Source organism: Pseudoalteromonas aurantia 208 (genome assembly GCF_014858725.1).
In the GTDB taxonomy this organism is placed as follows: domain Bacteria; phylum Pseudomonadota; class Gammaproteobacteria; order Enterobacterales; family Alteromonadaceae; genus Pseudoalteromonas; species Pseudoalteromonas aurantia.
This window is the reverse complement of the sequence record NZ_AQGV01000012.1, coordinates 439254-454163: the sequence shown is the minus strand read 5'-3', so window position 1 is coordinate 454163 and position 14910 is coordinate 439254. Positions and strand designations below refer to the sequence as shown.

General features: G+C 40.4%; 9 protein-coding genes. 1 reads left to right on the top strand and 8 read right to left on the bottom strand.

Translation table 11 applies throughout. The annotated features are described in order from the left end of the window. Positions 1-77 precede the first annotated feature (77 nt). From hrpA to PAUR_RS06145, 4 genes are all read right to left on the bottom strand, one after another. The gene (gene hrpA / locus PAUR_RS06160) at positions 78-3962 is read right to left on the bottom strand and encodes an ATP-dependent RNA helicase HrpA (RefSeq protein ID WP_192506927.1); all 3885 of its coding nucleotides are present in this window, start codon (positions 3960-3962) and stop codon (positions 78-80) included. A gap of 96 nt (positions 3963-4058) precedes the next feature. Then, a complete protein-coding gene (locus tag PAUR_RS06155) occupies positions 4059-4487 on the bottom strand; it encodes a CBS domain-containing protein (protein WP_192506926.1) in 429 nt (142 codons plus the stop codon). A 70-nt stretch (positions 4488-4557) separates the two neighbouring features. Further along, complete coding sequence (locus PAUR_RS06150; protein WP_192506925.1) at positions 4558-5595, bottom strand: isoaspartyl peptidase/L-asparaginase family protein; 1038 nt, start codon at positions 5593-5595, stop codon at positions 4558-4560. 127 nt (positions 5596-5722) lie between these two features. Further along, positions 5723-6433: a SapC family protein gene (locus PAUR_RS06145; RefSeq protein WP_192508512.1), complete on the bottom strand. Its 711-nt coding sequence runs from the start codon at positions 6431-6433 to the stop codon at positions 5723-5725. Between the two features lie 382 nt (positions 6434-6815). On the opposite strand from PAUR_RS06145, the gene PAUR_RS06140 reads away from it, so the two are divergent. Further along, positions 6816-7490, top strand: coding sequence for a DUF6445 family protein (locus PAUR_RS06140; RefSeq protein ID WP_192506924.1), 675 nt, complete (start codon positions 6816-6818; stop codon positions 7488-7490). Here the strand turns inward: PAUR_RS06140 and PAUR_RS06135 are convergent. The 4 genes from PAUR_RS06135 to zwf all read right to left on the bottom strand — a co-directional run bounded on the left by PAUR_RS06135 (position 7487) and on the right by zwf (position 14838). Then, the gene (locus PAUR_RS06135) at positions 7487-9049 is read right to left on the bottom strand and encodes a tryptophan halogenase family protein (RefSeq protein WP_192506923.1); all 1563 of its coding nucleotides are present in this window, start codon (positions 9047-9049) and stop codon (positions 7487-7489) included. The two genes, PAUR_RS06140 and PAUR_RS06135, sit on opposite strands and share 4 nt — an antisense overlap. 204 nt (positions 9050-9253) lie before the next feature. Then, entirely contained in the window at positions 9254-11875 is a 2622-nt protein-coding gene (locus tag PAUR_RS06130) for a TonB-dependent receptor (RefSeq protein ID WP_192506922.1), read from the bottom strand. 783 nt (positions 11876-12658) lie between these two features. Continuing rightward, entirely contained in the window at positions 12659-13366 is a 708-nt protein-coding gene (pgl, locus tag PAUR_RS06125) for a 6-phosphogluconolactonase (RefSeq protein WP_192506921.1), read from the bottom strand. Beyond that, positions 13366-14838, bottom strand: coding sequence for a glucose-6-phosphate dehydrogenase (zwf, locus tag PAUR_RS06120; RefSeq protein WP_192506920.1), 1473 nt, complete (start codon positions 14836-14838; stop codon positions 13366-13368). Before zwf ends, pgl begins: the two co-directional genes overlap by 1 nt. Positions 14839-14910: the final 72 nt, after the last annotated feature.

The following is a 14910-nucleotide window of genomic DNA, read 5'->3' as shown; positions in this document are numbered from 1 at the left end:
TTCCTTTTCAAGATCCAAAAATTGATTCCTCTTATTAAAATAATGGGCTTGACCCAAAAAGCAAGCTTCAAGTTAAATTATTCACACTCTTTGAGTGCATTCATAATCCTTTTGGCTGAAATTGGATAAGGTGTTCCTAATGTTTGAGCAAACAATGACACCCTTAGTTCCTCTTGCATCCAAAAAATATGTATTAATTCCTCGGGAATCGGTAGCCCTTTAGGTATCCTTGACTGCGCCTTATTATATACTTGCGCTACTTTTTCTAACTCCAATACACACAATCTATCGCGATTTGGATCTACAGGTAGCTTTTCCAATCGTTTTTCTATTGCTTTCATATAACGTAACAAATCATCGAGTTTCTCACTGCCATGACTGCTTACAAAGCCTTTAAATACTAATCTTTGCAATTGCGACTTAACGTCTCCATGAGCCGTTATCATCGTTAAATCAATAGACCCTTTCATGCGCTTATTAATTGCATGCGCAACACTTAATACTTGCTCAACTTGAGTCGCAATATGAACAACACAATCACCTAGTTCACCACGAATTGCCTCTTTTGCATGCTCAAACGCCTGCTCATTACGAATATCTCCATACTTAAGCAACAGTTTATCTACCCCAGCCGCGATGCAATCATCAATCAGGTCTTGTACTTTACCGAATGGATTAAAATACAAACCAAGTTTGGCTTTGTTTGGGAGCTTCTGTTGCAAATATTTTATTGGTGATGGTACATTTAACAAGACTAAACGACGTAAACCTTGTTGGTGTGCTGACAGTGCTTTTATTTGACTATCAAACAACTCAATTGCTGCACTGTTTTTTTTATCCACAAGCGCTGGAAACGCTTTTATCTCATAACTACCCTGCTTTTTTGTATATTCACTGGGTAAATCTCCAAATTGCCACTCTATGATCTGTTGCTGCTCTATGCCTTTTTCAGCGACTTGAGACAGTGTATCTGCAACTTTTCCCTGCAACTGTGTTTTGATTGCATGCAAGTCAAACCCATGAGCAAGCACAACATCTTTATCACCAAGTACCTGAAATTGCATTTTAAGATGTGCATCTAGAAGGGTTAAATCCCACGCATCAGCGTCCACCTTGACACCTGTCATACGTAACAGCCTAGTACTCAATGCATCGATCAAATTACCTTGTAAAGGTTCAACCGTAGCCAAAACCGCGTCTGCATAATTAGGTGCAGGTACAAAGTTACGCCTAATCGCCTTTGGTAAACTTTTAATTAAACCACAGATCAGCTCATGCCTAAGAGCGGGAATATGCCAATCAAAACCACTCTCTGAGACTTGATTAAGCAGTGCCAATGGAATATTAACGGTGACACCATCCACGGCTTTCCCAGGCTCGAAGTGGTAACTCAACGGCAAAATAATATTACCTTGCTGCCAAGTGTCAGGATAGTCAAACTCCGTAACCTGCTCTGCACCGTGGCGCATCAACTGTGCTTTATTCATATGTAAATAGCGTTTATCTTGGTGCTTTTTATCTTTCCACCAATGTGAAAACGCTGCACGAGTATTTACTTCTTGAGGGATTTTTTGGTCATAAAACTCAAATAACTGTTGCTCATCAACTAAAATATCGCGACGTCGTGCCTTTTGCTCTAAGACCTGAATATCATCAATCAAATCTTGGTTGTATTGCAAGAACCCTTCATTCTGACCCAGCTGTTGACCTATTAAAGCTTCTTTTAAGAATAATTCACGGCATAACTTAGGGTCAATTTGACTATACACACTGCGCTTCCTGCCAACAATGATCAGCCCATAAAGTGTTTGTTGTTCATACGCGATCACACACCCAGGTTTCTTTTCCCAATGTGGCTCACTATAACTGCGCTTAACCAAGTGCTGAGCCATCGAAGGCACCCAAGCAATATCTATTTTTGCATTAACGCGTGCGTAAAGCTTACTGGTTTCAACCAATTCAGCCGACATCAACCATTTCGGGCTTTTCTTAAATAAAGTTGAACCTGGAAACACGTGAAACTGGCTATTCCTAGCCCCTTTATAATGCTGCTTTTCATCTTTACAACCAATATGGCTGAGCATCCCACTCAAAAGTGCCTGATGGACATTATCCAATTCAGCTTCGTTGTCTGTTAACTTCAAACCCATTTCTTCAACAACTGAGGTTAACTGATAAACAATATCTTGCCATTCACGAATACGCATATATGCCAAAAAGTCTTTCTGGCATAATTTTCGAAATTGGCCTCTGGAAAGCTCTGCTTGCTGTTGCTCTAAATAATACCAAAGGTTTAAAAATGCAATGAAATCCGAATCTGGGTGCTCAAAGCGTGCATGTTTCTCATCTGCCGCTCCTCGACGTTCTGAAGGACGTTCCCGAGGGTCTTGAATCGATAAAGCAGCAACAATAACAATGACTTCTCGTAATGCCCCTAACTTATCCGCACTCAATACCATTTTAGCTAAACGCGGATCAATAGGTAATCGGCTCAATAACCGTCCAGATTGTGTCAACTTGGTCGCTTGATGACGTTTGCTTGGGTAAACTGCTTCAAGTTCTTCCAGTAACGATACACCATCATTGATATTACGATTATCTGGTACCTGAACAAAAGGAAACTCACTGATATCACCGAGTCCGAGTCCGAGCATTTGTAAAATAACCGAGGCCAAATTAGTTCTTAATATTTCTGGATCCGTAAATTCAGGACGAGATAAAAAATCATCCTCAGAATACAGACGAATACATACTCCTGAAGCAACTCGTCCACAGCGACCTTTACGCTGATTCGCACTGGCTTGTGATACAGCCTCAATTGGTAAACGCTGTACCTTGGTTCTATAGCTATAACGACTGATCCGTGCTGTCCCTGGGTCAATAACATAGCGAATACCCGGCACTGTTAAAGACGTTTCAGCCACGTTCGTCGATAGTACTATACGTCGTTGGCTATGAGCGGCAAAAATTCGGTTCTGCTCTGCGTTAGATAATCGTGCATATAAAGGGAGTACTTCTACCCCTCGTAAATTACGCTTTGCCAATGCATCAGCGGTATCACGAATTTCACGTTCACCATTCATAAAGATTAGAATATCACCAGGACCTTCATCACACAGCTCATCTACCGCATCAAAAATACCCTGTAATTGATCATTTTGTGCTTCGATATCATTATTTGCAGTTTCAGCCGCTGGTCTATAGCGTACTTCTACTGGATAAGTTCTTCCTGATACTTCAATGATTGGGGCATCATTAAAGTGCTTAGAGAAGCGCTGAGGGTCTATAGTTGCAGAGGTAATTATAACTTTTAAATCTGGCCGTTTAAGCAACAAGTTCTTCAAGTAACCTAATATAAAGTCAATATTTAGACTACGTTCATGGGCCTCATCAATAATAATTGTATCATATTGATTTAAAAAACGATCTTGTTGTATTTCTGCCAATAAAATACCGTCAGTCATCAATTTAACATAGGTGTTATCTGATACTTGATCGCTAAAACGAATTTTAAAGCCAACTTCATTGCCCAATTCACAGCCGACTTCTTCGGCAATACGATTTGCAACAGTGCGTGCTGCAAGGCGTCTAGGCTGTGTATGTCCAATGTAGCCATCAATACCGCGTCCAAGCTCCAAACATATCTTTGGTAGCTGAGTGGTTTTTCCTGAACCTGTTTCACCCGCAACAATAACAACTTGATGTGCAGCTATCGCGGCCTTAATTTCATCTTTTTTCTGACTTACCGGAAGCTGCTCTGGATAAGTCACCTCTGGTAATTGCTCTATACGAGCTAGTTTCAATGCTTGGCTACGTGCAATCGCTTGGGCAATAGATTGAACTGCTTTAGTTTGCTTCATTTCATCTGTAATTTTTTTTGTGCCGTGAAGGCGTTTTTTTAAAATGAATTGATCTTTCTTTAGGCAAGATTTTAGTTCAGAAAACAGCGGTCCAACACTCACTTCGCGATACCTTTATATAATACAAATCGCGAAGTAGTGTATCAAAAACATCTAACTGAGCCCATAATTATGCCCAGTTATTATATAAAATGATGGTTACACGTATCGATTCCCCGACTCATATGTATCATGTAAGTGCTTATCAAGCGCCAAAAGTACATTCGCTCGACTAATTACTCCCTTTAACCGCCCATCCTCATCACAGACTGGATAAAGCTTAGGGGCATTTACTGTCATACGATCTGCCATCTGTACGATACTGTCAGTTGGGGCTACGCAGATAGGATCACTATTCATAACATCACTAACAACGCTATGGGACTCATTTTGGTAAGTCGCCTCTAGCATTTTCTTAAGACAGTCTTGTTCAGACAAGAACCCTAGGACGTGTTTGTTACTATCAATAACAGGGCCACCTGACTGGCCACTTTGTAATAATTTCTCAACTGCCGCTTCTATGCGCATATCGGCAGAAAAAGTGACAGGGCGATGATTTAAATAGTCTGCTACTTGAATTGATTGCATGGTATCGGCTCCATTAAAAAACGCCAGCATTCATAACTATAGCTGGCGTCAAGCAATTTGCCTGTAATTTTTAGTCGTGTTTAAAAATACCGACCTTTGTTGGCTGGGTATTCGTTTTACTAGCTCGATACATTCCTCTGGTATTAAATGGCATACTTATGTTGCCTTGGGTATCAACAATTATCACCCCACCGGTCCCCCCCACTGGCAGCAACACGTCATGAATGACAGTTTTACCGGCTTCAGCTATAGTTTTTCCTTGATATTGTACTCGCGCGCAAATATCAGCAGCCACATTATAACGAATAAAGTACTCTCCATGACCTGTTGCAGATACTGCACAAGACGCATTATCTGCAAATGTCCCAGCACCAATAACTGGCGAGTCGCCAATTCGGCCATAGCGCTTGTTGGTCATACCACCGGTGGATGTAGCTGCTGCAATATTACCACTTTTATCCAATGCCACAGCTCCTACTGTCCCTACTTTATATTCAACGTCTAACGATTGGTGTGCAGCTTGATACTCTTTATTCTGTTGTTTTGCTTTTTCCATTTTATCTTTAGCACGCTCTAGCGCTTTATATCTATGCGGTGTATCAAAAACCTTATTATCCACTAACTGAACGCCCTGCTGTTGAGCAAACACTTCAGCCCCTTGGCCACTAAGCATGACATGCACAGATTCTTCCATTACTAACCGAGCAAGATGAATTGGGTTTTCGATATGCTTAACACCAGCAACCGCGCCAGCTTCTCGTGTTTTACCAAACATAATTGAAGCATCAAGCTCATGCTCTTCATCATGAGTATATACAGCACCTTTACCTGCATTAAAATACGGTGAATTTTCAAGAATAGTCACTGCCTGGGTAATGGCATCCAAACTGCTTCCCCCCTTATCCAGTACAGCGTATCCAGCTTCCACTGCCTCTTGCAGCTTCGCTCTATATGCTTGTTCTTTTTCGGGTGTAAATTTGCTCTTTTCTATGGTACCAGCGCCGCCATGTATCGCGATTGCAATAGGCATCTCAGCTGCACTAGCGAATTTCCCAATAAACATAAGCGATGCAAATAAAGCACAAAAACTGAGTGGCTTCTTATTCATATTATAAAACTCATTGCTAAAATATCGACCATGCGTCTTATCGGATCTTAATGCAAGCTATACACGACCAATTTTCTTAAGGCATAAAAAAAGCACCTTACGGTGCTTTTTAAATTCAATCGAATTTTTAATCAGCTTGTTGCTGTGCTTTTAAACGCGCTAAACGTGCAACCTGGTGTGTTGACGTTAAAAAAGCGAAAATTGGGGCTAAATAACCACGCTTGCGTAGCTCAAGGTGCTCTTCATCACTTAGTTCATTAAGCTTACGCTCATCAACTAAATAGATACCATTAATATCTTTCTTCTCACCTTTAATGTCTACTGTCAGCGTTTGCTGTACAAGAAGCTCTTTATCAGCAAGGTACTGTGTAAACGCTTCTGTAACACGTGAAAACTCAATGAAGTTAACCAATGCTTCTTTACGTGCTTTTAAATAATCCGTTTCCTCGCCGTCTTTAAACAACGCGTTACCTTGCTCTTCACCAACCAGTGAACTCGCTTCATCAATCACAATACCGTATTGATCTTCTTCTGGGTGCTTAACAAGCCCAAATGGGTAACGAGTTGCAGCTAACGGAGCGAAACCAGATGTCCACTTGCCATTTTCAACAAACAAATTTTCGCCCGGCTCCAAGCCAAACATAGCCACTGGCTGAAATTGACCTGATTCTGTATTTTTAACAAAGGCCATTGGAAATTCAGTGGCTACACGCGCAAACTCATGCGCAACAACTGGCATTAAGTGCTGAGATTTTAAGAAATCAACATTGATGCCATTTTGTACTTTCGTGTTGGCATGTTTTTCGTTGTGTAAAGGCTGCACTTGTTGCTCTGCCATAATATTACTCCATTCAATTTTCATATTTATTACTTTTTGTTGGCATAAGGCTAAAGGTTTTAAAAAGAAAAGGAAAGCCCTAACTTAGGGAATATCGTTAATTATTTATTATTAGCGATAACAACGAAAAGAGCATGAATCAACTTACCTTTCTATACTCGTCACAAACCCGATTAAAAACATAAAACTAGGTTTCACTTAAAGCAATTTAGTTATAAGTTTCTTACTGCTCCACTCGAAAAAATATCGTATACTGGGCGACATAAATTCAACCATTCATTCCGCTTATTTAAAGTGATAACAGAGTTGTTTTGCATGGTATTTATACAAACTTGAACGATACCAACCTGCTAATAAACCGAACGATTAAAAGGAGCATATTTTGCAATATCAAAACAACTCAACGAATCATGCTTTGGTCAAAACAATAGATGCCTCAACTGACAGCAAAAAGTGGTTAAAAACAGCCTCAAATTATCGCCCAGATTGGGTGTTACCAACCAACAGTTACCCAGGGTTATGGGCTAAAGTGCACAATGACTATTTCGCCTTTATCAAAAACGTTATTGACGCGCTTTCAACACCGTTTAACTATTCAGCAAATAATGTAAAACGCGTCAGTTGCAATTATGCATTGGTTACACAAGAGCCGAGTAGTTTACAACCATTTCAAACAATTCCACATTTCGATTTACCAAAGGATAATCAAATCGCTCTCGTTCATTATCTGTGTGACGCACAATTTGGTGGTACAGGGTTTTATAGTCATAAATCAACGGGGATCAATAGAGTCTCAAGACACAATCATGATGACTATATTCACTCCATTAAAAAAGAAATAGACACGCACACTGCACAATCCCCACAATATATCACACACACTCATCCTTTATTCGTGCGCGAGCATTATGAAGCGGCACAATTTGGAAAGATAGTTGCTTACCCTGGTAACTTACTCCATTCTGCATGTATCCCACAGCAGCTTCCTAAAGCGAACGATTTACGCTCTGGGCGATTAACCATTACAACATTTGCCACCTTAGGAGAAGATATCTAACCCTTCGCCATACCATGGCGACAAATATGCTCTAATAAAGTGCGGTGTGGCTGCAAATGCTTTTTGCAAAACAGTACGCCCTGATCTATTTCATATTTTAATTTGTTTAGCTTATCTACATCCGTATATTTACTTGCTTCATGAGATAAGTTCGTTGGAAAGTTCATTCCATAAAGTACATATAAAAAGTTGTCTAACCTAAATGAATCAATTGTATATCTGAAGTCGAATTGTGATGGTATTTTATACTTCCACACCTCTAGCTTTTCTTTTAATTCATCTGATAATGACGCACTATTTCTATTATCTTTCCAAAACTCTGAGTCGTCTCGCTTCGAGAGGTAATAATGCAATTTAATAAAGTCACAGGTTGATTCCCACATTTGGCAAATGTCTTGATTGAATCGCTTAGCACTCAGTGCCATATTCTCAGTATGAGCTGGTAACATATTCGCGAACACCCTTGCAGTCACATCAAACATCAGTAACCCAGTGGCTTCTAATGGCTCGACAAACCCTTGAGACAACCCCATCGCGACACAATTATTGACCCATGCACGCTTTTGATAGCCAACTTTCATCTTTATTTTACGTACATCAGAATACGTCAGCGGCCGCTTTAGATAATCTGACAACGTCTGTAATGCATCATCATCAGATTGATGCTTACTTGAAAAAACATACCCTACCCCTCTGCGGCTTTGTAAACCAATATCCCAAATCCAGCCATTTTCTTGTGCTGTAGATATTGTGAATGGAGGAATTGTTTGTTCTGGGTGATCATAAGGTACTTGAATCGCAAAGGCGGTGTCTGTCAATAAAACCTCTTTTTTACTTAAAAACTCACCTCCCAATGCCTGTTCAATCAATAACGCCTTAAACCCGGTACAATCAACAAATATATCAGCAGTCAATGTTGAAGGAAGATCCGTAGTGAGATGAGAAATAAAGTTCTGCTTATTTGTGTGAACATCCACCACATTTGCTTTAACATTCTTCACTCCCAGGTTTTCTATCGCATGCTGTGACAACAGTTGTGTGAACTTTCCCGCGTCTAAATGGTAGGCATAATTAAAAATCCCTGTGTACTCTTTATCATTAGGTCTCTTAGGACCAACTCCAAGCGCACATGCATGAGACTGCACCGATACAAGATCTGCAAAATGCGTTTGGCCCAACGTCTTATCTAACAACCAATAAGGTGTAACATCAACAGGTGTAAGCTTAGGAAAGTCAAAAATATGATGATAAAATGACGACTGACCTTTATTAGGCGCAACCTCCCAATCAACAAACTTAATACTTTGCTTAAAAGAAACATCGCATTTTTGCACAAACTCTGCTTCACTAATTCCAAAATAGCGCAGTGTATCTTTCATTACTGGCACTGTGCCTTCACCTACACCAATGGTCGGTATATCTGGTGAGTCTACCAGGGTAATTGAAATTGTACTGTCTTTAAAAGGCTCTAGCTTTTTTGCTAAGTGACAAGCCGCTAACCAACCGGCCGTCCCGCCCCCAACAATTACAATGCGCTTAATGTTTTGTTTATCTGCCATCGTTATCACTACCTACTTCAAATAATACACTACCGTTTATAATATTAGCGCTCTAATACGCTAGCTGCATCAAGTAACCCTGACCAAGAACTCACCATATCATATTCAAATCAATCCCTGATACTGAAAGAAAATACCATTATTTTTCATCAGCTATAAAAAAACCCTGACCAAAGATCAGGGTTTTTATTATTAAGTTACGACCTAGAAACGGAAGTCAACAGCTACAGAGTAACGGGTATCTGCAGAATATGACCATGCTGCATAGCCATCACGTAAAGATGCTTTTGAACCAGCTGGAGATTGTGCATCACCAAACTGTACGCTATCTTCACCCGTTAAATTTGTACCAGCAAAGCGAACAGTGATCATTTCTGATACAGTATAACTCGCTGTTAGGTCAAGTGAGCCATAGTCATCATGACGACGGTTCCCGTAGAAACCTGTTTCACGGATCATGTACTCTGAACGCCAGTTATAAGCTAGACGAAGTGATACGTCATCATTTTCATAATAACCAACAGCGTTGATCGTCGTCTTAGAGCTATCTGAAAACTCACCAATCGCATCAACAAAGTTTGATTCTTCTACAGAGCCATCAGCATACGTTAGGTTAAACATAGTACCAAACCCACCACCTAACTCATGTTGTGATTGGAATTCAACACCAAAGATATCGCCACCAGTACCGTCAACACGCGTATTAACCTGCCAGTTGTCTTCACCTGTTACAGGGTCAACAATACCCACATTTTGATTCAATAATGTATCAGTTGTGGTGAAGTTACTAACGTCTTTATAGAATAAAGTCACGGCAATCATGTCTGCATCACCGTAATAATATTCAATACCTAAATCAGACTGTGTCGCTTTATATGGCTTAAGGTTAGGGTTACCCTTAGTTAACTCTTCATTACCACGTTGCGTATCACCGTAACCAGAGATAGCAGTAGCCGCAAACATATCATCATAGTTTGGACGAGAAATTACTTGTGCAATTGAGAAACGTGCAATCGTATCTTCATTCACGTCGTAAGCTAAGTTGAAGCTTGGTAAAAACTCGCTGTAATCACCTTCGTCTTTAATGATGTTGGTGCCAAGACCATTATTCTGAGCAATTCCGTTTGGATCTTCACTGCCTGGGGTTGGTGCATAATAGCTTGAAGATGCATCGGTAGAAACATAACGTACACCAAAGTTACCACGGTAGTTTTCACCACTGTAGTTTGCCATTACATAAATTGCTAAGTTTTCTTCATCGACTGTGGAGAAACCTGAGCGGTCTTCATACCACTGATCAAATGACGCAGTTGCATTTTGACGCATCGCATTGATATCTGGCGTAGGAATGCCAATATCTTGCGTACCTGCAGAGTCTGACCCTGTCCAATATTGAGTCGGGTCTATAATGTTGTGATCTTTATGCGTTGGACGGTAAGATTTTTTCTCTACTGAGTGGTCAGTCCAGCGAATACCTGCTTTCACACTTGATACATATTCGTGATCTAACTCAAACGTAGCATCAACTTGGAAATAGGTTTCTTCATCTTTGTTAGGAGCACGTTGTGATGCCCAAGACTGTAAGCCTCGACCATCCCAGTCATCTGCATACTCAGAAATATTCCAGCCACCTTTTGGTAGGTTAACCGTTGAAGCTTTGCCTGAGTTATCTAACACTAACCCATTAACATCAGCACCAGTACCAATAAAAGTTGCATGGTTAATAGTAAGGTCTGTACCACCTTCAGCTGTTGTATTACCAATGCGAGTTTCTACTTTAAAGCCATCGCCTTCAAAGTTGTACGCTAAATCAATAACTTCTGATTCCATTGAAGCAAAGCGAGCAAACGTTTGAAGGAATGTTCTACCTGCAGAGTCATCACGTGTATTTGAACGAACTGTACATACACCACTTGCTAGTGTTTGTTGACAGTTTTCAGTATCAGAGAATAAGAACAAGCTGTTATTGTGGTTGTTCGCATCGAGCTCTAACGTCATATAATGTAATACAAGCTCTGATGTGTCATCAATTGCATATTGTGCAGTCAAATCAACAGCCGTTCTTTCGCGTGCTTGTTCGAAGTAGTTTACAGACTCAGCACCTGACCAACCGTATGACGCTTCATTACCGCGACGTGCATAGGTTGTATCTTCAAATGCAACAGCTGCTAAAATACCAAAATTCTCGTCCGCATTTTTCCAGCTATAAAGCCCTGACACACCGGGATCTGTTTCGTCTGACTCAGATGAGTACTCAGCTTCTACTGATAAAAATGCAGTGCCTGAGTCTAAATCTAACGGTTTACGCGTCTCTACATTGACCGTACCACCCACACCGCCTTCAACAATGTCAGCTTGTGAAGATTTGTATACTTCGATACCTGAAATCATTTGAGGTGGTAAAAGAGAGTAGTTAAAACTTCTGTCAATCGCTTGCTGATCGTACCAACCCGTTGATGCAACTGCTTGGCCATTCAAAGTTGTTAATGTTAACTGGTTCGAAGCACCACGAATAGACACTTGTTGGCCTTGACCAAACTGTCTGTTTACTGCCACACCTGGGATGCGCCCTAGCGCTTCGCCAACATCACTGTCAGGGAACTTACCGATATCTTCAGCAGATACAGCGTCAACGACACCGTTCGCAAAACGTTTAGTATTAACAGACTCTTTTAAAGAACGTCGAATACCACGAACTTCAATTACTTCAACGTCTTCTTGAACTTTATTTTCATCAGCAGCATAAGCTATGCCTGATACGCCTGCACTAAGTACAAGACCGACATTAACTGCTAGTAAGCTTTTTTTAAAATTATTAGCTAACACAGGATTCCCCTTGAATCATATTGTTGGTTTTTTAAATCACTTCTGCCCAGTGATGATGACAACGCTGTCATCTAATAACAAACATACACCGTAAATTACAAATTCGCTACATCTTTTTTGTCATATTAGACAAAAAACAGTCACAAATAGCGATAAGCCTTTGATTTTTATAGAAACTGTAATTTTCGTATGGTTTTTTGTTACAAAATATCGATGGGAATATAGCATAAAAAACCAATATGCAGTAATAAATTACTCAAATTGGGGACCTTTATAACTAAGGGTTATATGAAGGAGCTAATTTATTGTGATTTTTACTGTCAATTGAGATGAGAATACTTTGGCAGAAGTGTTCAAGGGTGATAACCATTCTCAATGACAACGCTGTCATTATAGATTCTCATCCTCTTTCTGTCTAGTCCTTTACTGTAAAATACTCATAACTTTTTCAGCCTATCTCCTTTAATTACGGTACATACCAGCCAATTCATATTCAGTGTTCATTCATCAATAGCGTCAAAATATAATAATAAACGATTCAAAGTAACAACCATAATGATATCTTCGCTAACAAGGCAACTATAAGTAATATTCGGATAATTTGCTTTTTTGGATTAACGGGAGACCAAACGAAAAGTAAGGTGTTGATTTAATGATTAAAGGTATGTAAGTACAACTATATGGGATTGTATTGCTTCTCGTCCTTACCGCGTTTAAATTGGCGCGAAGTACATAACAAACGAAATGTGAGCACACAACGTGTGTACTCACATAAAATCGTTACTACGGACACCAAAAAACACTGAGGTTTATATCAGGATGATTTAATACCGCACGCAAAGGGATCTCAAGTTCGGAACCCTCCACTTTTGCCTGTTCATACATCGCTCGCTTTTCGTCACCACTAATTAACAGTACAACTTCTCGCGATCGCGCAATACCGAATAAGGTCAAACTCATCCGCTCGGTAATACTGCCTGTCACCTCACTTTCAATCGCGTCGATTGCACAAACAATCTCTGTCGTTTGCAGAGCATGCGGCAAACCTTGTGAATTCGGGAACAATGATGCCGTGTGACCATCTGGGCCCATACCTAAAATAGTAACATCTGGAACCTTTAATGCCTGATAAGCTTGCTCGCACTCTACTTGCCCGATACTCGCAGAGTGAGCAGAGTTTTTCATAGTAATAAACGCCGCTCCTGAAGCTTTATTTTGTAGTAAAGTCTCATGAATGAAGGCTTCATTTGACTTGTCATGATTGGCATCAACCCAACGCTCGTCTACCATTGCAATTGAGATTTTTTGCCACTCTAATGGTAAGTTAGATAAATGCTTATAAGCAGGTGCTGGGGAAGACCCTCCTGAAACCATAACCAACGCATTGCCATCACGTTGAATACCACCATCAATACCATGTTCTAACAAAGCGGCTAATGCTTCTGTCATTTGTGCCTTAGAGTCAAATAAACGTTCGTTAATTATTGCCATTATATTTTCTCTCCAGCGTTAAACCACACATGACCATTCTCCTGTAATAACTCATCAGCACCTTCAGGGCCCCATGAACCTGCGCGATAAAGTGCCGGGGCACCTTTTTCTTGCCAGCGAGCTACAATTGGGTCAATCCATTGCCACGCTTGCCTTACTTCATGACGATGAATAAATAGAGCAGGGTTATTTGCTGCCGCATCCAACATTAGACGTTTATATGCATCTGAATGGAAACCATTTTTGTATTGTTCGCTCAGCTCAATGTTTAATGTAACTGGCTCTAATTGCATATCCAAATTATCTAACCGCTTAGACATCAGAGTCAGTTGAATGCTTTCTTCAGGTTGTAGGCGGATCACAAGGCGATTTGGTTGAATCGGACCGACAGAGTCATCGTACACATTGTGGGAAACGGGCTTATATTCAACAACAATTTCCGCACAACGTTTATGCATTCGCTTGCCCGTTCTTAAATAAAACGGCACACCTGACCAACGCCAGTTATCAATATGAGCACGAATAGCCACAAAAGTTTCGGTAATACTAGACCCTTCACCGAGTTCCTCTAAATACCCAGGAACTAACTTCCCTTGTAAATCACCGGGGACGTATTGGCCACGGATGATGTTATCATCAACGTCTGTGCCAACAAGAGGACGCAACGCTTCTAATACCTTAAGCTTTTCGGTACGAATACTATTTGCATTTAACTTATGCGGCGACTCCATCGCAACAAGGCACAACAACTGCAAAAGATGATTTTGCACCATATCTCGTAAAGCGCCGGCTTTATCATAAAACCCAGCTCGAGCTTCTAACCCAACGGTTTCAGAAATGCTAATTTGAATATTATCTATAGACTTCGCATCCCAGAGGTTTTCAAATAATGCATTTGAAAAACGCAACGCCATTAAGTTCTGTACCGTCTCTTTTCCCAGATAATGGTCAATACGGAAAATTTGTTCTTCCGTAAAAAACTCCGCAATTTTACCATTGATCTCTTCCGCAGACTTGCCACAGTAACCAATTGGTTTTTCCACAACAACACGAGACGTTTCAGTTATAAGAGACTTCAGTGATAAGATCTCACAGCATTTACCATAAACAGCGGGTGGTAACGATAAGTAAAAAACGCGAGATTTATCGGCTGCATCTTGATCTAAAGTAGTTTTTAGCTTATCCCAGTTGTCATCAATGTCAGTAACATTAACCACAACGGGTACTAAAAATTCAGAGAACGCAAACCAATCTTTCTCATTAAATTCATCAGCCCCCAAAAACGATTGAAGTGCTTGATGTGCCGTTTCGATGTATTCTTGTTGTTTACTTTCTTCTCGAACAGTCGGCAGAATACGAGAGCCTTCGGGCAGGTTCCCTTCTTGATATGCACGATACATCGCTGGTAATAATTTACGTAAGGCTAAATCACCCCCACCACCAAAAATTACGATATCAAAAGGATTAAGCATAATTTACTCTCTACAGGTTAGGCGCGTCGAAACAAACCATGTTAAAAGGCGCGCAATATTTCATTATAATAT

Coding starts and splice junctions, on each gene's coding strand:
- PAUR_RS06155 (WP_192506926.1), bottom strand. CDS start 4,487: ATGCAATCAATTCAAGTAGCAGACTATTTAAATCATCGCCCTGTCACT.
- PAUR_RS06150 (WP_192506925.1), bottom strand. CDS start 5,595: ATGAATAAGAAGCCACTCAGTTTTTGTGCTTTATTTGCATCGCTTATG.
- PAUR_RS06145 (WP_192508512.1), bottom strand. CDS start 6,433: ATGGCAGAGCAACAAGTGCAGCCTTTACACAACGAAAAACATGCCAAC.
- PAUR_RS06135 (WP_192506923.1), bottom strand. CDS start 9,049: ATGGCAGATAAACAAAACATTAAGCGCATTGTAATTGTTGGGGGCGGG.
- pgl (WP_192506921.1), bottom strand. CDS start 13,366: ATGGCAATAATTAACGAACGTTTATTTGACTCTAAGGCACAAATGACA.
- zwf (WP_192506920.1), bottom strand. CDS start 14,838: ATGCTTAATCCTTTTGATATCGTAATTTTTGGTGGTGGGGGTGATTTA.